Genomic DNA, 24,639 nt, shown 5'->3' on the forward strand with positions numbered 1-24,639 from the left:
TCATTTTATGAAATTCAGATTTTTACTATTCCTGTTTTTAACGGGCTGGATAGCCCTTGCCCATGCACAGGAACGCAAGGTAACCGGAACAGTTACCCAGGAGGGTAGCACAACGGCCTTGCCCGGCGTAAACGTTAACATTAAAGGACAACGAAAAAGCACTCAAACCGACCCCGACGGTAAGTTTAGTATCACCCTTCAAGGAGCCGAAAATACACTGGTATTTACTTACGTAGGGTTTGAAGCTAAAGAAGTACCGGTGAGCGGTAACACCTTGTCGGTACAATTAAAGGCCGCCAATAACAACCTTAACGAGGTGGTTGTGGTGGCTTACGGTACTGCTAACAAGGCTACCTACACAGGTTCGGCATCGGTGGTAAACGCTGCCGATTTGGAAAAACGCCAGGTGTCAAATATTAGCCGTACGCTGCAAGGTGTAGTACCGGGTGTTCAATCGGTAGCACCAGCCGGGCAGCCAGGTAGTGAGGCCAGCATTCGCATTAGGGGTATTGGTTCTGTTAATGCATCGAGCGATCCGCTTTATGTGGTTGATGGTATTCCGTTTTCGGGTAATATCAATGCTATCAATACGGCCGATGTCGAGTCTATCTCAGTATTAAAAGATGCTTCGGCGAGTGCGCTTTATGGATCGCGTGGTGCAAATGGTGTAATTATTATCACTACAAAGCGCGGTAAGTATAACGCTAAGCCTACGGTAACATTAAACTCTAACATAGGATATTCATCACGTGCGGTTAAAGATTATGATTTTGTAAGCACCAATGATTATTTCCAGCTACAATGGGAAGCCTTGCGCAACAACCGGCTCGATCAGGGCAACACTGCAGCACAGGCTGCGCAATATGCCACCAGCGAACTGGTAAGCAACCTAAAAATCAATCCTTATGGTTCTGCGTTCCCAAACCCGGTTGGGTTAGATGGCAAATTGGTAGCCGGCGCAACCCCGCTTTGGGATGATGACTGGAGCAAATCATTAAGTCGTACCGGTGTGCGCCAGCAGGTAGATTTAGGTATAAGTGGAGGCGGCGCCGACTCGCGTTACTTTGTATCGGGCGGGTATTTGGATGATAAAGGCTTCATCATCGGATCACACTTTCGCCGCTATAATACGCGTGTTAATTATAATACTAAGGTTAACAAGTGGTTTGAGGCAGGTGTAAACGTAGCTGCATCAAGCACCAGTCAGGATTCACCACCACAAACCGATAGCAGCCAGGGTAACTTCGCCAACTTCGGTCGTTTGGTGTCAGACATTTACCCGGTGTATGAGCGTAACGCTGATGGTACCCTTAAATTAGATGCCAGCGGCAACCGTGTTTACGATTTTGGTAACTACCGCCCAAGCGCTGCCGCGACAGGCAACAACCTGCTGGGCATAGCCGAGCTGAACAAGTACAGCAACAAGCAAGACGCATTAATACTGCGCGGAAACATACAAATAAACATACTTGACGGGCTTAAACTTAAAAGCAGCGTTAACACCGATTATAACAATCGTAGTGGTTTGTCATACACGAATCCAACCTTCGGCTCGGGCGTAACAGGTAGTGGGTCGGTTAGTAAAAATTCATCGCGCACGGTGGGTTATACCATTAACAATCTGTTAGATTATACTTTTAATGTAGCCAACGTCCACCACTTTAATATACTGGCAGGGCAGGAGGTTTACGTGCTTAACATTTCCAGCCTATCGGGAAGCCGGAGTAATTTCGGTTTTTCGGACAAGATTGAGCCGGCGGCGGCATCGCTACTCAATAGCTTTACCGGTAATGCCGATGAATACAAACTAGCCAGCTTTTTAGGGAAAATAGATTATAACTTTAATCAGAAGTACTACTTGTCGGCAAGTTTTCGTAGAGATGGATCATCCCGTTTTAGCCCGGAGTCGCGATGGGGCAACTTCTGGTCGGTTGGTGCATCGTGGAATGCCAAGTCAGAATCTTTTTTAAAGGATGTATCATGGTTGAACAGCTTAACCGTACGTAGTAGCTACGGTGCACAGGGGAACGATAACCTGGGTAGCTACTATGCGTACCAGGATTTGTATTCTATTTATAATAGCTTAGGCCAGGCTGGTTTGGTTACTTCAAGACTGCCAACGTCTGGTCTAAAGTGGGAAACCAACCTCAATTTTAATTCGGGTGTAGACTTTGCCATTCTTGATAACCGCATCAGCGGCAGCTTTGAGGTGTATCAGCGCCGTTCAAAAGATTTGTTATTCAGCCGTCCGCTGGCACCATCATTGGGTTATACAGCCATTGACGACAATATTGGGTCGATGCGTAACAATGGTTACGAAGGCCAGATTAACCTGGTGCCTGTTGTAAGCAAAGATGTAAAATGGACGCTTGGCTTCAACTTTGGTCACTACAACAACAAGATTACCAAGCTTCCGCAAAAAGAAATCATCGCCGGAAATGTGGGCCAGTTAGGTTCAACCAAAAAAATGATCGTGGGTAGCTCGGTATATGATTTTTATATACGCGAATGGGCAGGTGTTGAGCAGGCAAATGGTAAACCATTATGGTACAAAAATATTTATGCTGTTGATGCTGCTGGCAACCGTACCATTACAGGGCGTACCACAACCAGCGTATACGCTGAGGCCGATCAGTATTTTCAAGGCAGTGCTTTGCCAAAGCTCTATGGCGGCGCTAACACCACCATTAAGTACAAACAGTTTGAATTGTATGCTTTAGTGGCTTACAACATTGGCGGTAAAATTTTGGACTTAGACGAGGTGATGATTTTGCACACCGGCGAAAATACGGGCCGGACCTGGGGTACCGAAATACTGAACCGCTGGACTCCGCAAAACACCATTACAGATGTGCCGCGCTTAACTACAACCACTACCAACTGGAACAGCATATCTACACGGTTTTTACATGATGCCACTTATGCACGTTTAAAAAACGTGAGTTTAACGTACAATTTGCCTAGCCAATGGGCAAGCCGTATAGGCCTCAAAAATGTAAGGGTTTACGGCCGCGGCGAGAACCTGTTTACCTGGTATAACCACAAGGGTATGGACCCCGAGCAGGCAGTTGATGGTGTTACGTTTTACCGTTACCCGGCCCAAAAAACTTACACCTTCGGTTTCGACCTTTCATTTTAATAAGCAACCGTCATGAAATTTAAATACACAACCATAAAAATACTTTTTGTAGCCATCGTATTAAGCCTATCGGCTTGCAAGGATGATTTTTTTGAAACCTCGCCATCGGGCGATCTTACCGGCAGCGAAACCTATTCGTCAACCAAAAACATTGATGCTTTAGTTAATGGTACCCTGCGTTACCTGATGGAAACCAGCACTTCGCAGGATAATCCAGGCTTGTCGGCCATTACCCTCACGCAGGAGGTAATGGGCGAGGATGCCATAGCCCGCGATGGTGTGTATGGCTTTCGCGATTCGTACCCGTATAAAGACCCGTTTGACAATACCACTCGCAGGGCTTTGTTTTTTTGGAGCTTTCAGTATAAGGTAATTGATAATTGCAACAATATTTTGGCCAACGTTGATAACGCCAGCGGTACCGATGCGGAACGCCGCTACTTAAAAGGTCAGGCGTTGGCATTAAGAGGCTTTGTATACCTAAACTTAGTAAGGCAATACCAGTTTACTTATGCTAAGGATAAAAACGCAAAAGCGGTGCCTATGTATACCGAACCAACCAGCCCAGCATCTGTACCTAAAGCGCGTGCCACGGTTGAGGAGGTGTACAACCAGGCTATTGGCGACTTAACCCAAGCCGAAACACTACTTGCAGGCTTTGTACGCAAGGTTAAAAACCGGCCCGACGCCAATGTAGTTAAAGGCTTACTAGCAAGAGCCTATTTAACACAGGAAAACTGGACACTGGCAGCTACCAAAGCCCGCGAAGCCCGTACCGGTTACAACATTATGGAAGCCGCGCAATACACCCAGGGTTTTAACGACGTAAGCAACGTAGAATGGATTTGGGGGCACCCGCAGCAGGCCGACCAGAATTTGGGCGGAGCATCGTACTTTGCTTACATTGATGTTACCCCGGCGGCAGGCTACCGCTCTATTATGCCCGACCCATACTTTAAGCAGTTGTTTGCCGATGGCGACATCCGCAAAACACTGTTTGAGACCGTAACCACCTCAACCGACCCAATGTACCGCTGGATTAAGTACAAAAAATTCGTCAACAAAGCTGATCAATCGGGCCATATTGTGCTCATGCGTTCATCGGAAATGGCGTTGATAGAGGCCGAAAGCAAAGCCCGCTTAAACGATTTAACCGGAGCCATAGCCGCGCTTAATGAGGTGAGGGTTAAACGCAATTTGCCCGTAGCTGTAGTTGCTAATTTTACCCAAGCCACACTAATTGAGGAGATACTAACCGAACGCCGCCGCGAGCTATGGGGGGAGGGTTTCAGGCTGTACGATTTGCTGCGCCTGCAACGCGCCCCGGTACGTAAAGAATCAGTTGAGACTATACGTGTTGGCAATGCCGATTTGCTTATCAAAGGTCATTACGTGCTCAAGTTTCCTGACAATAGCAATTTGGTGCCTAACAGTGTGTACTACCTGTTTCCAATCCCGGTTAACGAGGTTAACACAAATCCCAATTTGTAGCGAATAACCTGCAAGCAAATGTAAATCAATTTGCAAATGATAATTTAAAAGAAGCGTTTTCAAAGCCTTACATTGAAAGCGCTTCTTTCCATTATTATTGGCTCGATGCTGCAAAGAAACTACGTTCTATAATTCAATATTCAATTACCTTCTCAAAGGACTATCCACCATTGGCGTATCAGCCATTGCAGGCGAATCAATCGTATTGCTATCTACTTTAATCGTAGTATCGATGGTGCTCGAATCCGCTTCAGTGCTTGATGAATTAGAGCCTTTACAGGCAAATAAAGAGGATGATATCGCTAACGCAACTATGCCAGTCTTAATTGAATTTTTCATAAACTAATAATCCCCATTAAATGAAATTGTTTTAACTATTAAGTAATTAATGCGCTGCAAGTACTAAGTTTTGTTAGTATTTATGTAATTCAAATTCATTTAAAACATAATGTCGAATTGTTGTATTTAATTATTGGTTAATATATGTGGCGTTAATTATCAGTAATCGTTAAAATTAAATAACATGGCAGAACAAAATGAAAGCATGGCTCCGGGGCAACAAAACTATCCGTCAGAAAATGAGCCGCAAGGTAATTCACACGCATTATCTGGGAACGAGATAAGAGAGGGTGCTAATGAAGAAGATCAACTTGATGAGCTGAAAGAAAATTCGACTGATGTGGATGAAGATAAAAAATCAGGCGCAGCCCCAACGGCTTATCAGTATGAGCGCAAAATTACTGATAGTCAAAATAAAAGCAGTTGAAAGGTAATCTTATAACCTAAACTAATATCGCGCAATAAGCGTTACAACCAGCCTGTGCATGCTACCTTATATTTAAATCATTTGGTAGTTTAATAACGTTCGTTATAAAATCAGAACCTACCATGCCTTGCGAGATGCTCAAAAGATTGAGTTTCCGTAGGGTGTGGTATGTATTTTTTAAGCCTTGGGGTTATTGCCATTTTAAGATCTGGTTTCCAATCCAAGCATATGTCCAAAATCAATATCTACTGATTTTTGCTGCAACCCCGATATTAATAAGGTGATTGCTGAAAATACGCTACGTAGGCAATTATATCTATTTATTCACAACCAATCATTTCAAATAAAGCGTAGCACTCGTATTCTCTTAAAATCTTCAAAAGAATTTCTAAATATAGCTTTCAGGAATAAAACCTATCTATTAATTAATGGTTAAATATGTATATTAATAATAAATTTAATCGATAAGCCAAATCAACAATTTAGTCAATTATGAAGATAGGAAAAGAGCTACAAAAAATACTTGACAAAAGCTATGAACCTCACACTACTATCGAACGGAGCATGGGCCGGTACGATCTCCGGTTTGATACTGACCAGATAGGAAGACCGGTATTACTTTTTATGGGTAAGGCTAACGCACAAGGCCGTATCACGGGAGAACGTTTTACACGGCGAATAGTGACTAACGAAGTTGGCGACGTGATCAAAGATCATTGGGATAATCAAGGCAAGATATTTTAATGTTGTAAGTATGGATGTATTGGAAATATTGGGTTTGGTTGCCGGAATTTGTACATCAACTGCAAGCCTGCCTCAAATTATTAGTACTATAAAAACTAAAAAGGCATCTGAGGTTTCGCCATTTATGTTTATAGTACTCCTCGCAGGTAATGTATTGTGGACCTGGTACGGACTTCAAAAAAATGACTTACCCATTATTGCAACAAATGTACTTGCAGTAATACTCGACTTGGTTATGCTTTATTTGCGTTTCCGCTATCGTAAAAATAAATAATCACACACACAAATTTATATGCGCATAGGATATCAAGCCTCTCACGAGCAATTTTCTCCCGGTAGTTTGCTTAGGCTCGCTAAGTTGGCCGAAGAGGCCGGCTTTGATTTTATTAATTCATCTGATCATTTCAAACCATGGAATGAAAATCAGGGCCATAGCGGTTTTTCTTTCGCCTGGCTTGGTGCGGCTATGCAATGTACATCGTTACCCTTTAGTATGGTATGCGCCCCTGGTCAGCGTTATCATCCTGCTATCGTAGCTCAGGCCATCGCAACTCTTGCTGAGATGTTTCCTGGTAGGTTTGAAGTAGCCCTGGGTAGTGGAGAAGCTATCAATGAACAAGTAACCGGAGGCATATGGCCGGCAAAACCTGAGCGTAATCAACGATTGCTGGAATGCGCGCAAATTATCAAACGATTGTTACGTGGAGAGACAATAAATCATGATGGAGTGGTAAAAGTACGCGATGCCCGCCTGTATACTCTACCTCAAATACAGCCGCCATTATACTGTGCCGCACTTTCGCCCGAAACAGCTGCATGGGCCGGGCGATGGGCTGATGGCTTGCTGACAGCACACCAGCCTATAGAGCATTTAAAAAAAGTAATACACGCGTTCAGAAGTAATGGTGGCAAAGCGAAGCCTATTATATTAAAAGTTCAATTGTCTTATGCTTCTACCGAGCAACAAGCGCTTGCAGGGGCATGTGAGCAGTGGAGTACTAATATTTTTGACAGCCATGTATTAAGTGATACGCGCACACCTGCAGATTTTGAACAGATGGCATTACACGTAAAACCACAGGATATGTATGACCATGTGCACATATCAGCCCACAAGGATGAATTCATCAAAATCATACGGAGTTATAGTGAACTTGATGTTAGTGATCTAATTCTACATAACGTAAACCTTGGTCAGGAGCGTTTTATTGAAGATTTTGGCAGATATATTATACCTGAACTGAAAGAAGGTTTTAAAGTTGAAAACCTCAGTCATGCTAAACATCAATGATTTAACAGTAATATAATTAGAAAATATGGAACTTGAACGGTTTATAAAAGTACAGGAGCAAGACTACGAAACCGCTTTGTCAGAAATTAAGCAAGGACGAAAGCGAAGCCATTGGATGTGGTACATTTTTCCGCAATTAAAAGGGTTAGGCAGTAGTGAATTAGCAAACTATTATGGCATTAAAAACCTGGAAGAAGCAAAAGACTATTTAAAACACCCCGAGCTAGGGGCCCGTTTAATTGAAATTAGTAAGGCTCTGCTGGGCACACCTTCAAATGATGCTAATTACGTAATGGGCAGCCCTGATGATATAAAACTACGCTCATCAATGACTTTATTTGCGTTCGTTCCTGATGGTGATAAAGTGTTCCAGGACGTTTTAAATAAATTTTATTCGGGCCGAAAAGATGAATTAACAGTTGAAAAGCTATCTGTAGATTAAATGTTTAATGTATGGTGTTTGATATTAATTATTAGTTAAAACTAATTTCGAATTCACTGGTTCTCATTATATAATTGCTTCTGCTTCCTACCGCCTGATGTGTCTTTCAGGCCACCAACATACTTGCCGATCGTCAGGAAGAAAACACTAATGTTTTATAAATAACGCAAAAAGTATGTTTTACCACGACCGTAAGCTACAGTACGAAGTACGCGTAGAAAAACCAAATCCGGCATTTGCCAAACTACTTCAACAGGCCATTGGCGGCATTGAAGGAGAAATCAGAGTTTGTTTGCAATACCTGTTTCAAGCCTGGGGAGCTAGAGGCCCTAGCAAGTACCGTGACATGCTATTGGATACCGGCACTGAGGAAATCTCGCACATTGAAATGTTGAGCACCGCCGTTGCGCTTAATCTGGAGGGCGCTACCAATGAATTAAGGGATAAAGTTGTAGGAGAGAATCCTATAGTTGGAAGCATTTTAGGTGGAATGGACCCAAGACATGTGCTATCATCGGGCCTTGCTGCTATGGCTGTTGATAGTAACGGTGTGCCGTTTAATGGCTCATGGGTAGTGGGCAGCGGAAACATTGCAGCCGATATGTATGCTAACGTAATGGCCGAATCAACCGGCCGTGTTTTAGCTACCCGCCTGTGGGAATTAACCGATGATGCTGGAATGAAAGATATGCTTGCATTTTTAATAGCCCGTGATACCATGCATCAAAATCAGTGGCTTGCTGTAATTGAAGATTTGGGAGGCGTGAAAGAGAATTTGCCTATTCCTAATACATTCCCAATGAGCGACCAGATCAGGCAGTTTGAATACCAGTTTGTTTCTACAAATATTGAAAAACCGGCACCGCCAGATGCACGCTGGACAAGCGGACCATCAATTGATGGCAAAGGCGAGTTCAGCTTTGTGCACGCTCGCCCGTACGGACAGGAGCCGGTTTTAGGTCCGCCGGATGTAAAAGGCTATGCCCAAAGCCAGCAAATGGTTGACGGCAACGATAAGGGCATACTTGAAAATATCAAAGATACCATACTTCCGTAGGTTTATGTTTTATTGGTTGGGTGCCGGTACCGCTTACCGGCGCCCTTGTTTATTTTTCCTATGAAAACTTTTGTTCCTATAAACTTTCATGCAGTTCTTGATTACATTGGCGGCATTTTAATAACCGCATCTCCTTGGATATTTGGTTTTTACCGTTTTGGAGGGGCTGCGCTATTTCTGCCTTTATTGCTTGGATCAATGCAGCTGCTCATGACCGTTTTTACTAATCATCAAGGCGGTTTAATAAAAGTATTTCCGTTGCAACTACATTTGTTTTTAGATATGGTTGTTGGCTTTATACTCATTGTATCGCCGTTCTTGTACAAGTTTTATGTAGACGTTTACCTGCCACACTTACTCTTAGGACTACTTTCCTTCGGTGCTGCTTTATTTACCAGACGCAGCCCCTTTATTGATCAGCTTGAACTACTTGATGCACGGGGAATATGACGCATTTAATGTTAGGTCATAAATAATTATACCATACCAAAACGGAGGAATTGCTTTGGGCAGCACAATCAGTAACCTATGACCCATAGAGCATCAACAGTTTTTTGAAAGGCTACGTTAAATCTATCCAGAAACAAATGCATAAAGACGGATTCCCGACTGCTGATAGCAGTGATGCGAAGTAGGCCGTTCATCGCTAATTACCAACTAGTTTCAAAACCATGTTTGTACCATTTTTAGTAACATCCGGAATTATTTTTATCGCATTTGCGCTTTGGCTTATTATACGTAAAAGCAAAGGCAACGAAGAAAAGCGTAATCATTAAATCACAAAAACTTCCAGCATGAAAAGACTAAGTATCGTGTTAGCCGTTATTGGTATAATTTTACTGATAGGAGGCAACTTCATTTATAAACAGAAATCAAACCCTGTCGATTCGCATGGCTCGGAAAGGCATAGCGAGACGTTGAATGGTGAATGGGGAACCAAAATACCAGTGTTTGCAGGCGGCGTACTTATTGCGTTGAGTCTTGTTTTTTATTTCGCCGACAGGAGCAAGCAGCCTAAGAACGTAAATCCTCATTAAGTGATATTATCTGTTCTTAGCTCAGATCTTGAATGTATATAAATTGTGAGCAGATCAATCAATTTCCGCTCTCTAACTTCATCTATAAACGCTCTGTTATTCTTTTAAACCAAATTATAAAAGTTATGCAAACCAACGAACAAAATCACCCTGGATATAGCTCAAAGGGACAGGCTGACCCGACAAATGTTGAGCAAACAGCAAGCGGAGTGGAGGACACTTCTGATGCCAATAAAATTAACACCGATGATAGACCAGTTAAAAATTATAATGCTAACGCCGCTGATGACCAGCCTTGGGTTGAAACTGAAACGCAAGCAAGCAGTAATGATGTAGACGTAAACGACGAGCAGCAACCTTAATAAAATGAAAGTTTCATAAGTAATGATGCTTCAGTCGCCATGCCCTCATTGAGTAGATACATAAAAAATCAGTTGCAAACATAGCAGCGCTATTTACAAACTGACATCAAAGGTATCGGTTCTTTCCTCTTTAAGCTACTTGAAGCTTTACATATAGTTTTTATTATAGCCTAAGTTTGTCAATTTGCCACGCCGAGCTATTTACCTCAATGTTTAAGCTTTATTAATATCGCTAATAACCGCTATAAAGTCTTTATGTAGATGTGTGAGTTAATACTTTTAAACTAAAGTCCACACATCTCGGTTAGTTGTACTAAAGTTTACGCTTGCATCGATTATAAGCCAGTTAGCAATACTAACTCAATTATGCGGTCCATTCACAATATTGACCTTATTACAGGTTAATGTGATTTTCTTTATAGAATTATGCTGAGTTAAATAGAGGAAATGAAGTCTTTGCTCTGCTTTGTGAAAGCGGTGTTTATACAAAACTTAAAGCATTAAAATTATAATAGATGTAAGATTAGTTTCGTGGGATTTATACCTATTAAAAAAGCCCTGTAAATTTAGCATTTACAGGGCTTTTTAGTTTTGCGGAGAGTTAGGGATTCGAACCCCAGGACCTGTTACAGTCAACAGTTTTCAAGACTGCCGCAATCGACCACTCTGCCAACTCTCCGGGGACAAAAGTACAAATCCGGACCGAATTGACAAATTGAAAATGCAATATTTTCATGTTTTCGAGCGTTTTGTTTGTAACCCATTTATTATCAATTCAATAATTTATTGTAAATGCCTGTTTCGGGGCCCGCGGAATGTGTTTTGGCGCGGTTTTACAATTTTAATGCTCCGTTTAGAGAGGTCAACAGAGGCATTTAACTCGAAACCAATCAAAATAATTAGTGAATTTATGTACAACCATATCATCATTACTATAAGCGTGCCTATAGAACCGTAAACTTTATTGTATGATGAAAAGTTATTGATATAGTAAGAAAATCCAATTGATGTCAACACGGCTAATCCCGTAGCTAATATTGATCCCGGACTAAAAAATCTCCACCGGCGTTTATGGGCCGGGCCGTATTTATACAGGATTGACACTACAGTAAAAAATACCATCACTACAATAAACCAGCTACTTAATGAAAGCAGCCAACGCCATAAATGCCAGCTTTTAAAAAAGTGTGATTTAAGGAAGCCAATCAATGCTTGACCGGCTATAAGTACGGCTATAGCAAATACCAGCGAAAAACTGATGAGTATAGTTAAGTAAACTGATACCAGCCTGCGCCTTAAAATGCTACGGGTTTCATGTATTAAAGATGATTTATTGAATGATTGCATGAGCTTATAAACGCCGTTCGAAGCAAAATATAAGGCTGATGCAAAACCAACTGAAAGCAGTTTGCCGTTTTGGTTTTTTATGATGTCGGTTAGCGTGCTTTTAAAGGCCTCGAATGCATTACTGGGTAAAATAACCTCTATAAGGGCAAATAAGGTCTCCTGGAAGTGCTTAATGGGCACAAAGGGTATAAGCGTAAACAAAAAGATGGTGGCAGGAAAAAATGCCAGCATAAAGCTGTAAGCCAAAGAAGACGCTTTATTAACCAGCGAACTTTTTTGTAATTCACCGATAAAGAAAACTGCAACGGTATAAAGCGGCAGCGGACGAAAGCCGGGCAAAATAACCCCTTTTGTCCACTCTAAAAAAGCTCGGTAAATGCTTGTTTTGAGTAGTAACCTGTGCAGCCAGTCCATTAATCAAATCTACTCAAAAAATGGTTTGAGTTTGTCTAAAAATTCCTGTTGTGGCAGGCTGGGGCGGTTAGTTTTCATGTTTATGAAAGCCAGCAGCGTTTCGCCAATATGAATGAGTTCCTGCTTTTCGTTAAACAGCTCATAACTGAAATGTATTTTTACACCGGGCATTTTGTCCATAGTTACCTTGATGCTTATTTCCTCATCATAAAGTGCAGGCTTTAAATAACGGCATTTCATTTCAAGCACGGGCATCATGATGCCGGTTTCTTCCATCCACTTGTAGGTAAGCCCTAAGCTGCGGAGCATTTCTACACGGCCCACCTCAAAAAATTCGGCGTAGTTTCCGTAGTACATATAACCCATTTGGTCGGTTTCGCCATAACGAACCCGCACTTTGGTAGTATAGGTGAACATTAACGCTTTATTCCCCTTTCATCAAGCGCTTTTTGAAAACGGCGGGCGTTAGCCATATGCTCAGCTACCGTACTGGCAAAGTTGTGGTAGCCTTTAAAATCTTCTTTAGCGCACATATAAATATAATTGTGCTCCCTAGGGCTAAGCACTGCTTTAACAGCATTAACTGATGGCATCATGATAGGGCCGGGAGGTAAACCGGTAACCTTGTAAGTGTTGTAAGGCGATGGCGTAGACAGATACCTGCGCAATACACGCTTAATGGTAAAATCGCCCGTGGCGTAAATAACGGTTGGGTCAGCTTCTAGCTTTATACCGCGTTTAAGGCGGTTAAGGTACAAGCCTGCAATCATGGGCATTTCATCATCATGCAAAGCTTCAGCATCAACAATAGAGGCTAATATAGACACCTGGATAGGAGTAAGGTTAAGAGCGGCTGCCTGTTGCTTTCTGGTTGCCGTCCAAAACTTTTCATACTCCTTGTGCATTTTCTCAAAAAACTGCCCTGCTGATGTATTCCAATACATTTCATAGGTATTCGGCATAAACATGGTGTACACGTTTTCGGTACTAAAGCCATATTTTTCAACAAACCTAGTTGAATCAAGCAGGCCGAGCAGGGCAACTGAATCTGCCTCAATTTGTTTAGCAATATGCCCTGCAAATTGTTGCTTTAAGCGCCACCCCTTAAACTTCAGTTTAACCGGCTCCTGTGTGCCCGAAGCTAGCATATTAATCAACTTGCGGTTGCTGGTGCCTTCTGTTAGTTTGTAGCGTCCGGGTTTAACACGGTCTACATAGTGCATGTTATGGGCAGCCCACAAAAATGTAGTGGTGTCTTTAACAATGCCTTGCTCGCGTATAGTTTCATAAACTTCATTGAAACCGGCTCCCGTACGTATGTAAAGGTACTCTTGCTTATTGGTAACGTTGGGGCCAAACCACCGCAAGTAATAAACCAAACCGGTTATGCCAAGCGCAAGTACTACAATGGCTACCAAAGCCACAATAAATTTTTTAAATGTACCGCCCGATGACGGTTTTTGAGTATCCATATTTTATTTGATATAGATGTTAACTTTTTAAGCGTTGTAAAGCGGTAAGTCCGCCGGTTAAATTGCGGGTGTTGATATAACCGTTTTGTTGCAAAATTGATTGCGCAGTACGGCTCCTTACGCCGGCCTTGCAAACCAGAATTATTTCGTCATCTTCATTCCATTCCAGTTCGTCCAACCTGTCCATCAGAGTACCAACAGATATATTGGTGCCGCCAATGTTATAAGTATGGTATTCAATTGGCTCCCTTACATCAAGCACTTTCAAAGCTTCACCAAGTTTCAGCCTATCCAGCAGCTCGTTTGCTTTAATATCAGGGTTCTTGCTGTTGTTGTTGAGGCTCTGGCTCATTTGTTGATTTACCTTGGGTAACAGTTAAGTTTACACGTGTACCAATACTTGTTTTGGAAGTTGAATCGGTTTTAGCCGGAAACTGGCTCACTACAATAAGGTTGGTTGAATCGGTAATAGTTCCTTCATAGGTTATATTGCCAATGCTCAGCCCTGCACCTCTAATAGCAAAACGTGCTGCATCAAGGTCCTGATTTACTAAATCAGGTATATCAACCTCGTTTGCACCGGCACCATCTCCTAACACCAAATCAACAATTGAACCTTTAGGTAGCTTTTGCCCGGTTTTTATCACCTGTCCGCCAAAACGCACTTCAAGTATGCGGTCGCGGGCAATATCTGAGCGGTAAGTGGTATCTCCAATCTTTAAACCGTTGTTTGATAATATAGCCACAGCTTCGCGGTAAGTGCTCTGCTCTAAATCGGGCAAATTAACGGGTGGTGCCTGAGTGGTTACCATGGTTAAGTATATGGTACGGTTTTCTTTAACCTTAGTGCCGGCATCAGGGTCTTGTTCAATGATGGTGCCCGGCGGTTGATCCTGAACGTAAACCGAATCAATTTTATACTCAAAGCCCTGCTCTTCTAATAATTGCGTAGCGCGGTCAACAGTAAGCCCTTTAAGTTGAGGTACCGGTATGCCCTCACCGTGGCGTGTGTAAAAGCCCAAACTCAGGTAAGCAATAAACACAACGGCCACCACTGTACCAATAGCACCTAAAATATGAAATCGAAAATCTTTTGTTTTTAAGTAAGTCCAGAATTGCTTCATCTGAGGCTGTGATTGTTTTTGCTTGTAACTGCTCTATCAAACATAACTTAATATATCGGCACTTTATACCTCAAAGCCAAGTTGAGTGGCAATTGGCAAAGGTAGGAAAAAAGATGCCGTGCCCAAATTGTCTTGCTTCATCAATATTTAAGCACATTTTTTTGTGATACTTACAATTTCACGCCGCGCAAAAACTCCTCAATTCCCATACGTTTTTTACCCTCTAATTGTACCTCGGTTACATTTATGTAGCCGTTATTGCAGGCAAATTTGAGGTAAGTCTTGTTATCGGTTTTAAATGTGCCCGGTGTTTCTGAAGGTGTTTCGGTGTTTTTTTGAGCTTTGTATATCTTAAAGGTTTTGCCATTCAACTCGGTAAACGCAGCAGGGTAAGGGCTGAGGCCTCTTATGCGGTTGTACACGGTTTCAACCGGTTCATTCCAGTTTATACGACAATCTTCTTTAAAGATTTTAGGGGCATGTTTAAGTTCGCGTCCATCAGTAAGTTGCTCCTGCGGTTGCTCGGTATAACGCCCGCTTTCAATAGCTTTTACGGTTTTAACCAGTAAACCTGCACCTTTAATCATTAGGCGGTCATGATATTCTCCGGCAGTAACATCGTCATCTATGCTTATTTTTTCTACGAACAGTACTGCGCCGGTGTCAATTTCCTGCTTGATGAAAAACGTAGTAGCGCCGCTTTCTTTTTCGCCGTTTATAATAGCCCAGTTAATTGGTGCCGCGCCCCGGTATTGCGGCAGTAGCGAAGCATGAAGGTTAATGGTACCTTTTGGCGGCATGTTCCAAACCACCTCGGGCAACATTCTGAACGCCACAACAACATGCAAATCGGCTTTTAATGCTCTTAATTCATTCAAAAATTCAGGATCGCGTAGCTTTTCGGGTTGTAAAACTTTAAGGCCCTGCGCTACCGCAAATTGTTTAACTGCCGATTCGGAAAGCTTTTGCCCACGGCCGGCGGGCTTATCGGGTGCGGTAACTACGGCCACAATATTGCTTCCGGCTTCAAGTAATGCCTGCAACGATGCAACTGCAAAGTCGGGCGTGCCCATAAAAATTATTCTCATAGATGTTTAGTTCACAGGTGACAGTTTGGGTTAAATGTTACAGTCGACGAATAACAGGCGCATTCATAAACCATAAACAAAGTTAATTATACAGCAGATATTTTTTTCTTGTTTCCTTAAATCGGCTTAGTTCAGGTTCCCAGCTATCGCGTATTTGCTTTTCGGTTTGCCCGGCTTCTATTTGTTTTTGCAGCTTGTTTGTGCCCGCCAGTTTGGTGAAGTAAGCGTTAAAAAACTTCGCTTTCTCCGGAAAGTTTTGATAGAACGAAATAAGCCAGTTTAAATTCAGGCGTCTCTCGTTACGAATAGTATCAGTATTGTAGTTGCGGTAATCTGTTCCGTAGCATTCCACGTTTTTTTGAGGCGGATTGTCGCTTACGCCGGGTATACTTTTAGGGGTGAATGAAAAGCTGTATTTACCCTTTAATGCCGGGTGCCCAACAACTTGAAACGGATATGCCGTACCGCGGCCCAGGCTCAGCGTAGTTCCTTCAAAAAAACAAATGCCGGGATATAGTAAAATCGATTGGGCAGAATTTAAATTAGGAGATGGATTTACAGGGAGTACATAAGGCATTGCGTGGTTGTAATTAGCTATCTTAATCAGTTTAAGCTTACACTTAGCTTTGCCTTTAAGCCATCCTTCGCCATTAATCATTTGCGCGTACTCGGCAATGGTCATGCCGTGTACCACCGGTATGGGGTGCATACCCACAAAAGAGCGGAATGCAGTGTCAAGCACAGGGCCATCAACATAAAACCCGTTAGGGTTGGGCCTGTCAAGCACCATAAGTTCAATGTTATTTTGAGCACAAGCCTCCATTATGTAATGCAGCGTTGATATATAGGTGTAAAACCTCGCACCAACATCCTGAATGTCAAATATCATCAAATCAATGCCTTTCAAATCGGCGGGCGTTGGTTTGGTTTTACTTCCGTACAGAGAAATAACCGGAATGCCTGTTTTTGCGTCCACTGCATTGTTAACTTTTGCGCCATCGCTGGCATCGCCACGAAAACCATGCTCGGGTCCAAATATTTTTTTTATGCTGATGCCGCGTTTCAAGAGGCTGTCAACCAAGGTGGTTTTATTGTTGCCGATGATAGAAGTTGGATTAACCACCATACCAACCTTGCGGTTTTTAAGGTAGCCAATGTATGCTGCAGTTTGATCGGCACCGGTAATAATTTCGTTTTGTGCGGCCTGCGGCAATCTTTGTTGTTTGGTTTGGACGCTTTTGTTTTTTTGCGTTACATGCACGGGCGCCTTGGCCGTGCCACATGATGTTGCCAGGTTAAGCAGCAAACAGCCAATACTAAAGCCAATATGTTTTATCATGTGAAAAATGTATGAGGTATGATGTAATGCACATGCCAATTACGGCACTAAATCTGCATATTTGCGAAAGTACAAAAAAACTGTTTGCCTTGAATTTTTCATCTTTTATTGCTTCGCGGCTTACGTTTAACAGCAAGCGCACATTTTCAAAACTCATTGTGCGTATTGCCATAGTTGGCATTATGCTGGGTTTGGGCGTAATGATTCTGTCGATAGCCATTGTTAAAGGGTTTAAACGCGAAATTCAGGAAAAGGTGCGTGGTTTTGCCGGCGATATTCAGGTAACTAAGTTTGATAATAACTTTTCGTATGAAAATTCGCCGTTTATGATTGATACGGCCTTTGTACGTAAAGTTAAAGCCAGTTCACTTGTAAGGGGCATTGTACCGTATGCCACCAAACCGGCTATTATAAAAGCTAACGGCGAAATTGAAGGTGTTGTACTCAAAGGCGTTGATAAGAACTACGACTGGAATACGTTTAAAACCGCTATGATAAGTGGCAAAATCATCAACTTTAAAGATTCGGCAGCAGCGCAAAACCAGGTAATGCTGTCAAGCCGCATTGCATCACGCCTTAAGCTCAAGGTAGGAGATGATTTGCTGATGTATTTTATACAGGAACCCATGCGTAAGCGAAAGCTTGATATTGTTGGTATTTACAGCGTAGGAGTGGAAGACGTTGACAAAACGTTTGTTATTGGCAATATGGCGGTTATACAGCGATTAAATGGATGGACACCGCGCGAGGCCGGAGGCTTTGAGGTTCAGGTAAAGAACTTTGATGACCTTGCACTGGCTAATGCTGAGCTTAATGATGTTTTGCCTACCTACCTGCGTTCATATACCATTGACGAAACATACCCGGCTATTTTTGAATGGCTTAGCCTTCTTGATGTTAATACGCAGGTAATGTTGATATTAATGGTTATTGTAGCCACTATTAACATGATTTCGGCCCTGCTTATTATGATACTGGAACGCACCGCAATGATTGGCATGTTTAAAGCCCTGGGAGCTACCAACTGGAGTATACAAGCAGTGTTTTTATACAACGCAGCATACCTTGTAGGAGTGGGCTTATTACTTGGTAACTTATTTGGTTGCGGTATAAGCTGGTTTCAACAGCAAACGCACTTTTTTAAGCTTGATCAGGCCTCGTATTACATGAACTTTGTACCTATTGAGCTAAAACTGGCCGATGTAGTTTGGTTAAACATCGGCACATTATTCATTTGCCTTTTAGTGCTGCTGTTACCATCAATGCTGGTTAGTCGCATTCAACCGGTTAAAGCTATACGTTTTAAATAAGCTGCTTATTTTTTTGATCCCTGAAATTTAAACTGAAGATTCACCCCTCCCGAACCAAATCGTATTTGCTGCGAGCCTAAGCCACCCAACGGATACTTAAAGAACGGTTCAATAACCAGGCGATTGTGCCTACTTAGCTGGTAACCCACTCCCATTGACAAGTTAAGCGTACGCGCGAAATTAAAGCCGGTAAAGCTTTTGCTTGAGGTGGCATCGGGTATGGATGATGTATTTGATGTGGCAATACCATCCCTGATGTTGCTATCAAACTTATATCTGAAGTTTTCGCTTATGAAAGTGCCCGAACTTAAACCGGCAGATATATAAGCATCTGACCTTTGCGGGTTAAATTCATACTTGATGTTTACGGGAACATCAAGCCCGGTAAGGCTTATATTATAAGCCGATATTGTTGGACTCGCCGCAACCCTTAGGGGCGTAAATCCTAACTGGTTGAGGTTTGATATAGGAATAACTTCAACTTTGGCAAAGTTGCTTGCATAGGCTGCGTCTGATTGCAGACTTGCAGAAACGGGCTGGTTTTCGTAGCTCAGCGTATTGCGGCCAATGGCAACCCCTGTTGAGAGTTTAAAGTTTTTGCTCAGGCGTATATCAGTACTGAAACCAGCTCCTGCATTTACCTGGCTTTTACTACCCTCGGCGTAATTAAAATATGTAGCTGCGTAAACGCCATACATTACTTTCTTATCAAGATTTGCCTTTTCGCCTGTTTTTTTACCTCTATCAAGCGCATCTTCCTTTTTTTGTTCGTTGGCTAAGAATGCCGCCATGCGCGACTGGCCCGCCTCAACAGCAGCCGAATCTTTTTTAACTGCAATTATACTTTTGTGTTGATCAGGTGCAACAGACTTTTGCTGCACAATCATTGCCTGGCTATTTGTTTGAGCACTATCAGCACCATAGCTTGCTATGCCTTTGTTTTGCATTAGAACACTGCCTGAATTTGCCGCCAATTTTGATTGGCTGATAACACTGCCGGCAATGCTATTTTCCAAAGGCAAGGCTTGAGTATTGGGAACAACACTAGAATTTCCAACCTTAGCAGATAACCCAGTGCTACCCTCAATGCTATGGTTTGTTGCCGGAAGCTGATTTATTGATGGCTGCTTTTGTTTGTTGTTGCCGGCTGCTAAACTGTTTGGTGCTACAATTTCAGGTGATACCGTTTTTTGAGAATCACGGTTTGGTACAATGCGTTTAATTGTGGTTTTAACCACAGATTGTCCTGAATTTTCAGTTGTTTTGCCGGGCTGCTGATAAAACCAAATGGCAAACACGCTCAAAATTAATAACATGGCAGCTGTTGCCATCCACCATAGAGGTATTATGCGTTTTGATTTATTTTCTGGAAATTTTTGGCGCAGCATTGCCCATCCTTCTTCTGAAGGAGCGGTGTCTTCATAGTTTTCAAACACCTCGCTTATGCGCTTTCTCAACTCATTATCCAACTGTTCACTCATGAGTATGTGCCTCCGTTGTTAATGCTTTTCTTAGTTTTTCTTTAGCCCGGCTTAAATACACCCGTGATGAGCTTGAAGGTATGCTAAGCATATCTGCAATCTCATCATGATTGTATCCGTCAATCTCATACATGTTAAATATGGTGCGCTGTATAGCGGGCAAATCGTCCATTAATTTTAAAATATCTTTTGCGTTAAGCTGTGATACGGCTGTGTGGTTATGGCCAATATGGTGTGCGTTTTCCATATCGGTGTGTAATTGATATTTAAGATCCTTACGGCGGCGGTCAATTGCCGTGTTAATTATAATCCGGCGTAGCCATGCCTTAAATGAGCGCTCGGCATTAAAGGTTTCAATAGTGCCAAAAACCTTTATAAAAGCATCATTTACTACCTCCAAACTATCGTCACGACTAGCGCAATAACGCAGGCCTACACCCATAGCATAGCCATAGAACTGCTTGTACAACTGTTCCTGGTGCTTTAGTGAGCCTAATTTACAGCGCTGTATAAGTTCCTGTTCAGCGCTGCTGGGGTTATCGTGCATTCAAAAAATACCGTAGGTGTTTTTTACTTTATCAATAAACTTTATTGCTTTTTTAATGCATATACGTATTTTACAGTATCAGCATAGTCTGACGCAGAAAAACTAAAATTTGAACCATCAAAATGATAGGCAAACTGGCCGTGCAAGTGGTAGGGGGGCAGATTAAGGTTTGCCGCTGTAGTTATGGTATTATCATACCACACTATAAACTGGCGGTTATACTCAAAAGCACCGTTGCTTGCGGCGTGCCTTTCATCTGTATTAATTACCTCATACTTATTACCGGTTAGTTTTAACTGTATGTTTAGCTTTACAGTGTCGCGTTTGTTATTCAACGCGTTACGGTGAATTTTGGTAAACTGTCCTGCAAAGTTTCCCTGCGGTTGTATAGCAGGTGTACTATCAGGCTCGGGGCCCTTTAAACAACTACTCAAACCCATCGCTGCACTTAATAAAACATAAACTAAATGCTTCCTCATATCAATAAAACAATTACGTATGCCCTTACGTGCGTAAGGTTACAAACGTAACAGCAGCATTAAAATAATTACATTTTCTTGGCCTCGTTCCAGTAAACATCCATTTCGGCTAAGGTCATATCTTGTAATTGCTTGCCGTTCTCCTGTGCCTTTTTTTCAAGGTGCTGAAAGCGTTTAATAAATTTCCTGTTAGTTTTTTCAAGAGCATCCTCGGGGTTAATGTTAATGAAGCGTGCGTAATTGATGAGTGAAAACATGAGGTCGCCAAATTCGCTTTCCGCCCGATCCCTGTCAATCATGGTGTCATCTTCGGCATTAAATTCTTCTCTGAATTCCTGCATCTCTTCTTCAACCTTTTCCCAAACCTGGCTTTTGTTTTCCCAATCGAAGCCAATGCCACGCGCTTTTTCCTGTATGCGCGATGCCTTAACCAGTGCAGGTAAAGATGCAGGTACGCCGCCCAAAACTGATTTGTTGCCTTCCTTTAACTTGATTTTTTCCCAATTGCGTTTAACGTCGGCTTCGTCATTAACTTCAGTATCACTGTAAATGTGCGGGTGGCGGGTAATCAGTTTATCGCAAATACCATTCAATACATCGGTAATGGTAAAGGCATTGGTTTCAGACGCTATGCGGGCATAAAAGACAAGGTGTAACATTACATCACCCAATTCCTTCCTGATTTCATTTAAATCGTTACTTAAAATTGCGTCCGATAGTTCGTACGTTTCCTCAATGGTAAGATGGCGTAAGCTTTCGAGGGTTTGCTTCTTATCCCACGGACAATTTTCACGCAGGTCGTCCATTATTTTAAGTAAACGGGTAAATGCAGTATCAGGAGCCTGGGCCGCAGCCGGAGGAGTTAAAGCCATAGTTTATTTTTTTAACAAAAGTAAGCAATGCTTGCTTAAGCTAAAAACTATGGTTTTCAGGCCTAAAATCGAAATTATAACAGCGGTTTGGTAGCGCGCAGCATTTCTCGTTTACCCGGAGCACCGGGTGCTTTTTCAACTATAAGCCCTAATGATTTAAGCATGCGTTTAAGGTTGCCCGTAATGGCATAAGTTACAAATAAGCCTCCAGGAGCCAGAAACTTGATGGTATGACCTATAGCGGCTTCGTTCCACATGTGTGGTTGATGGATAGCTGCGAATGCATCGAAATAAATTACATCAAACAACTTATTGGCTTCAAAGCGGAGCAGTTCAGTATGAGCGATCTGTATCTCAATAAATTCATTAATTGCAACCTGTTGTTGTAAAGCCTGCGTATAATTATCTTGAAATGCAGACCATATTAAAGGCTCTACATATTCATTATAACCAGTTTGAGTAATCAAATCATTGTTAAGAGGAAACGCCTCAATGCCGGTATAGTGAAGATTGAGCTTTTCGGTTGTACAGTAATCAGCAGTGAGCAAAAAGTTAAGCCCGGTACCAAAACCTACTTCCAGTATAGATACCTCATTAGATGGCTTGTGATTGAGGAAATGCTTTAAACCTGCGTTTAAGAACACATGCTTGCTTTCCTGTAAAGCACCGTGTTTGGAATGATAATTTTCGCCTACCTCTGCGTTATAGATACTCCTTGAGCCGTCGGCCGTTGTAACGATAGATAGGTTCATTATTTAAATTCCGTTATTGCCTCGCCTAAATCATATACTGGTACGTTGCTTATTTGCGCTGCGATTATACTGCGTGCCGCCGCCGACCGGTAACCTGCTGCGCAATGCACTACAATAGGCTTGTTTGCTGGTATTTCGGTTATGCGTTTACGTAATTCGGGCAACGGTATGGTTAAAGCGCCTTCAAATATTAGTCCTGTATTTATTTCATTCCAATTGCGTGTTTCAACAATTGTATAATTTCCGGGATGGATCTTGAAATCGTTTAGGTCGAGTTCTGCAGATTGGTTAACCGCTTGCTCCGGGTTTAGCAAAGCTCCTTTAATCTGCAACTCATATCCAATTTTGGCGGCTCTGCTAATGGCTAATTCCAACTTATCCTCATCAGCGCCTACTAAATAAAACGCCTCCTTGGGTTCAACAATGGCGCCAAGCCAGGTTTCAAATTTGCCTTGCAGTTGTATGTTAATGGCATTACGTACATGCCCGTTGTTAAACTCAGCTTTGGCGCGGGTATCAACTACCAAAATGTTTTCGTCCAAAATAGCATTGGCAGCTAAACGTTCAATAGCTTTTATTGATTGCTGGTAAGCAGGAGCACCTGTTTTATTAAGCTCCACATCATATCCAAAATATGTTGGGGCAAAAGGCTGATCAGATGTTAACTCTTTGACAAATTTTAACTCATCCATTAACTGCAAAGCATAGTTTTCGCGCAGTTCGCGCCCAATGGTGCTTTGAAGGTCGGGACTAAGGTTTTTGCCGCATAATGAGCCGGGGCCGTGCGCAGGGTAAACGGCTACACTTTCGGGCAAGGTCATTAGCTTTTGGCGGGTGCTTTGATACATCTGGCGCGCCAGGTCTTCTTTTTTTGCGGTAATGTTACCGGCTTCCTCGCGCAAATCGGGACGGCCCACATCGCCAACAAAAAGGGTATCGCCACTAAAAAGAGTGGTGGTTTGGCCGTTCTCATCTTCTACCAGCACACAAATAGAATCGGGCGAATGGCCGGGAGTATTCAATGCTTTTAATTTGATATCAGCCAGTTCAATTTCATCACCTTCATCAAAGGTTTGATGCGGATAAGCAGCACCAAGTAAACGGCTTACGTAAATGGTGGCACCGGTTTGCTCATGTATTTCAAGGTGCGAGCTTACAAAGTCGGCATGGGGGTGAGTCTCAATTACGCCTGTAATTTCAGCTTCGTGCAATGTTGCAAAATCATAATAAGGCTGCGGATTGCGGGCGGGATCAATAACAATAAGCTTTCCTGCGCGCAATATTGCGTACGATGCATGGGAAAGGTCGGTATCGTAAAACTGGTGTATTAACATGAGTGCTGCAAAGATAAGCTTTTGCCCAAAGCAGGCAAACGCGTGCTTGTCAGCCAACTGCCATCATGCGTTGGGCTTTGCCGCATTTGCACAAACACAAAAGAGCCAAAGGCGTTTAATGTGTTGTTATAACAGTAGCTAAACAGCTACACTAAGTATCAATATAAAGATGATAAAATATATTATTGCGGCTGCTTGTATTGCCTCGGCCTTATTTACCTCGTGCGGCCAGCAGATGAAAATGGTACAAACCGCTAAAACCGATTCACTAGCCGTTGAGGCTGTTTGGAAGCAATATGTACGTGGCTTAAGCAGCAAAAATGCCAAGGTGCTTAAAAAACTGTCATTAAAGCAGGTGTATTGCCAGCCCTGCGCTATACAGGCAGGTACGGGTGATTTGATAACAGCCGATGCATTCATTCAAACCATGTTTACTACCTTACCTAAAACGCAACTATGGCAAGCGGTGAAAACATCAAGGCACTTAATTGTGACCGAACAAATTAAAAATTACAAACCGCTTAACCTTAACGTTACTACTGATGCTTTGCTTGTACATGATGTGTGGTTTGTTACCCGCCAGCCCGATAAAGTTAAGGGATTTGAAAGCCAGCGTTATGCATTTCAATTTGTAAAAGATGCCGGGCAGTATAAGTTTTTTGGTTTAACCGCTGTAAATTAACAGCAGACGTAGCAGCGTTCAAAATTTACCATTTCATAAAATTGAGCAAAAGTTAAACTAATATTGCGC

The 24,639-nt window shown here is 42.4% G+C and carries 26 protein-coding genes and 1 tRNA gene; 13 read left to right on the top strand and 14 right to left on the bottom strand.

Features of this window, described 5'->3' with window-relative positions; genetic code table 11:
- Positions 1 to 7 precede the first annotated feature (7 nt).
- From QZ407_RS00935 to QZ407_RS00985, 11 genes are all read left to right on the top strand, one after another.
- Complete coding sequence (locus QZ407_RS00935) at positions 8 to 3,139, top strand: TonB-dependent receptor (protein WP_295767188.1); 3,132 nt, start codon at positions 8 to 10, stop codon at positions 3,137 to 3,139.
- A 12-nt stretch (positions 3,140 to 3,151) separates the two neighbouring features.
- On the top strand, positions 3,152 to 4,630 hold the full coding sequence (locus QZ407_RS00940; RefSeq protein WP_295767189.1) for a RagB/SusD family nutrient uptake outer membrane protein: 1,479 nt from the start codon (positions 3,152 to 3,154) through the stop codon (positions 4,628 to 4,630).
- A 523-nt stretch (positions 4,631 to 5,153) separates the two neighbouring features.
- Complete coding sequence (locus QZ407_RS00945) at positions 5,154 to 5,396, top strand: hypothetical protein (protein WP_295767190.1); 243 nt, start codon at positions 5,154 to 5,156, stop codon at positions 5,394 to 5,396.
- 492 nt (positions 5,397 to 5,888) lie between these two features.
- Positions 5,889 to 6,140 carry a hypothetical protein gene (locus QZ407_RS00950; RefSeq protein WP_295767191.1) on the top strand — a complete coding sequence of 84 codons (252 nt, stop codon included), beginning with the start codon at positions 5,889 to 5,891 and terminating at the stop codon, positions 6,138 to 6,140.
- 10 nt (positions 6,141 to 6,150) lie between these two features.
- Positions 6,151 to 6,414: a SemiSWEET transporter gene (locus tag QZ407_RS00955; RefSeq protein WP_295767192.1), complete on the top strand. Its 264-nt coding sequence runs from the start codon at positions 6,151 to 6,153 to the stop codon at positions 6,412 to 6,414.
- 18 nt (positions 6,415 to 6,432) lie between these two features.
- The gene (locus QZ407_RS00960) at positions 6,433 to 7,431 is read left to right on the top strand and encodes a TIGR03885 family FMN-dependent LLM class oxidoreductase (protein WP_295767193.1); all 999 of its coding nucleotides are present in this window, start codon (positions 6,433 to 6,435) and stop codon (positions 7,429 to 7,431) included.
- Positions 7,432 to 7,456: 25 nt separating this feature from the next.
- Positions 7,457 to 7,873 (top strand): DUF1810 domain-containing protein, encoded by a 417-nt coding sequence (locus tag QZ407_RS00965; RefSeq protein ID WP_295767194.1) that lies wholly within the window; start codon positions 7,457 to 7,459, stop codon positions 7,871 to 7,873.
- Between the two features lie 175 nt (positions 7,874 to 8,048).
- A complete protein-coding gene (locus tag QZ407_RS00970) occupies positions 8,049 to 8,930 on the top strand; it encodes a manganese catalase family protein (protein WP_295767195.1) in 882 nt (293 codons plus the stop codon).
- A gap of 60 nt (positions 8,931 to 8,990) precedes the next feature.
- Positions 8,991 to 9,380 (top strand): hypothetical protein, encoded by a 390-nt coding sequence (locus QZ407_RS00975; RefSeq protein ID WP_295767196.1) that lies wholly within the window; start codon positions 8,991 to 8,993, stop codon positions 9,378 to 9,380.
- A gap of 344 nt (positions 9,381 to 9,724) precedes the next feature.
- Entirely contained in the window at positions 9,725 to 9,967 is a 243-nt protein-coding gene (locus QZ407_RS00980; RefSeq protein WP_295767197.1) for a hypothetical protein, read from the top strand.
- A 125-nt stretch (positions 9,968 to 10,092) separates the two neighbouring features.
- Positions 10,093 to 10,329 (top strand): hypothetical protein, encoded by a 237-nt coding sequence (locus QZ407_RS00985; protein ID WP_295767198.1) that lies wholly within the window; start codon positions 10,093 to 10,095, stop codon positions 10,327 to 10,329.
- Positions 10,330 to 10,923: 594 nt separating this feature from the next.
- Here QZ407_RS00985 and QZ407_RS00990 read toward each other — a convergent pair.
- The 8 genes from QZ407_RS00990 to QZ407_RS01025 all read right to left on the bottom strand — a co-directional run bounded on the left by QZ407_RS00990 (position 10,924) and on the right by QZ407_RS01025 (position 17,113).
- Positions 10,924 to 11,008, bottom strand: a tRNA-Ser gene (locus QZ407_RS00990).
- A gap of 104 nt (positions 11,009 to 11,112) precedes the next feature.
- On the bottom strand, positions 11,113 to 12,090 hold the full coding sequence (locus QZ407_RS00995) for a YihY/virulence factor BrkB family protein (protein ID WP_295767199.1): 978 nt from the start codon (positions 12,088 to 12,090) through the stop codon (positions 11,113 to 11,115).
- Between the two features lie 9 nt (positions 12,091 to 12,099).
- A complete protein-coding gene (locus tag QZ407_RS01000) occupies positions 12,100 to 12,507 on the bottom strand; it encodes a thioesterase family protein (RefSeq protein WP_295767200.1) in 408 nt (135 codons plus the stop codon).
- Positions 12,507 to 13,562 (bottom strand): endolytic transglycosylase MltG, encoded by a 1,056-nt coding sequence (mltG, locus tag QZ407_RS01005; protein ID WP_295767201.1) that lies wholly within the window; start codon positions 13,560 to 13,562, stop codon positions 12,507 to 12,509. The genes QZ407_RS01000 and mltG overlap by 1 nt, the downstream gene beginning before the upstream one ends.
- 19 nt (positions 13,563 to 13,581) lie before the next feature.
- The gene (locus QZ407_RS01010) at positions 13,582 to 13,914 is read right to left on the bottom strand and encodes a rhodanese-like domain-containing protein (RefSeq protein ID WP_295767202.1); all 333 of its coding nucleotides are present in this window, start codon (positions 13,912 to 13,914) and stop codon (positions 13,582 to 13,584) included.
- Positions 13,877 to 14,686 carry a PASTA domain-containing protein gene (locus QZ407_RS01015; RefSeq protein WP_295767203.1) on the bottom strand — a complete coding sequence of 270 codons (810 nt, stop codon included), beginning with the start codon at positions 14,684 to 14,686 and terminating at the stop codon, positions 13,877 to 13,879. The genes QZ407_RS01010 and QZ407_RS01015 overlap by 38 nt, the downstream gene beginning before the upstream one ends.
- A 170-nt stretch (positions 14,687 to 14,856) precedes the next feature.
- A complete protein-coding gene (gene fmt / locus QZ407_RS01020; protein ID WP_295767204.1) occupies positions 14,857 to 15,774 on the bottom strand; it encodes a methionyl-tRNA formyltransferase in 918 nt (305 codons plus the stop codon).
- An 82-nt stretch (positions 15,775 to 15,856) separates the two neighbouring features.
- On the bottom strand, positions 15,857 to 17,113 hold the full coding sequence (locus tag QZ407_RS01025) for a DUF1343 domain-containing protein (protein ID WP_295767205.1): 1,257 nt from the start codon (positions 17,111 to 17,113) through the stop codon (positions 15,857 to 15,859).
- Between the two features lie 89 nt (positions 17,114 to 17,202).
- Here QZ407_RS01025 and QZ407_RS01030 point away from each other — a divergent pair, with 89 nt between their 5' ends.
- Positions 17,203 to 18,423, top strand: coding sequence for an FtsX-like permease family protein (locus QZ407_RS01030; RefSeq protein WP_295767206.1), 1,221 nt, complete (start codon positions 17,203 to 17,205; stop codon positions 18,421 to 18,423).
- 5 nt (positions 18,424 to 18,428) lie between these two features.
- Here QZ407_RS01030 and QZ407_RS01035 read toward each other — a convergent pair whose 3' ends face one another.
- The 6 genes from QZ407_RS01035 to QZ407_RS01060 all read right to left on the bottom strand — a co-directional run bounded on the left by QZ407_RS01035 (position 18,429) and on the right by QZ407_RS01060 (position 23,888).
- Positions 18,429 to 19,904 carry an outer membrane beta-barrel protein gene (locus QZ407_RS01035; protein ID WP_295767207.1) on the bottom strand — a complete coding sequence of 492 codons (1,476 nt, stop codon included), beginning with the start codon at positions 19,902 to 19,904 and terminating at the stop codon, positions 18,429 to 18,431.
- The gene (locus QZ407_RS01040; protein ID WP_295767208.1) at positions 19,897 to 20,451 is read right to left on the bottom strand and encodes an RNA polymerase sigma factor; all 555 of its coding nucleotides are present in this window, start codon (positions 20,449 to 20,451) and stop codon (positions 19,897 to 19,899) included. The genes QZ407_RS01035 and QZ407_RS01040 overlap by 8 nt, the downstream gene beginning before the upstream one ends.
- A gap of 41 nt (positions 20,452 to 20,492) precedes the next feature.
- Entirely contained in the window at positions 20,493 to 20,930 is a 438-nt protein-coding gene (locus tag QZ407_RS01045; protein ID WP_295767209.1) for a hypothetical protein, read from the bottom strand.
- Between the two features lie 68 nt (positions 20,931 to 20,998).
- On the bottom strand, positions 20,999 to 21,802 hold the full coding sequence (gene mazG / locus QZ407_RS01050) for a nucleoside triphosphate pyrophosphohydrolase (RefSeq protein WP_295767210.1): 804 nt from the start codon (positions 21,800 to 21,802) through the stop codon (positions 20,999 to 21,001).
- 74 nt (positions 21,803 to 21,876) lie between these two features.
- On the bottom strand, positions 21,877 to 22,554 hold the full coding sequence (mnmD, locus tag QZ407_RS01055) for a tRNA (5-methylaminomethyl-2-thiouridine)(34)-methyltransferase MnmD (RefSeq protein ID WP_295767211.1): 678 nt from the start codon (positions 22,552 to 22,554) through the stop codon (positions 21,877 to 21,879).
- Positions 22,554 to 23,888 carry a rhodanese-like domain-containing protein gene (locus QZ407_RS01060; RefSeq protein WP_295767212.1) on the bottom strand — a complete coding sequence of 445 codons (1,335 nt, stop codon included), beginning with the start codon at positions 23,886 to 23,888 and terminating at the stop codon, positions 22,554 to 22,556. The genes mnmD and QZ407_RS01060 overlap by 1 nt, the downstream gene beginning before the upstream one ends.
- Before the next feature lie 169 nt (positions 23,889 to 24,057).
- Between QZ407_RS01060 and QZ407_RS01065 the strand changes: the two genes are divergently transcribed.
- Positions 24,058 to 24,570, top strand: coding sequence for a hypothetical protein (locus QZ407_RS01065; RefSeq protein WP_295767213.1), 513 nt, complete (start codon positions 24,058 to 24,060; stop codon positions 24,568 to 24,570).
- Positions 24,571 to 24,639 lie beyond the last annotated feature (69 nt).

The sequence above is a fragment of the uncultured Mucilaginibacter sp. genome (assembly GCF_913773635.1).
Taxonomy (GTDB): Bacteria; Bacteroidota; Bacteroidia; order Sphingobacteriales; family Sphingobacteriaceae; genus Mucilaginibacter.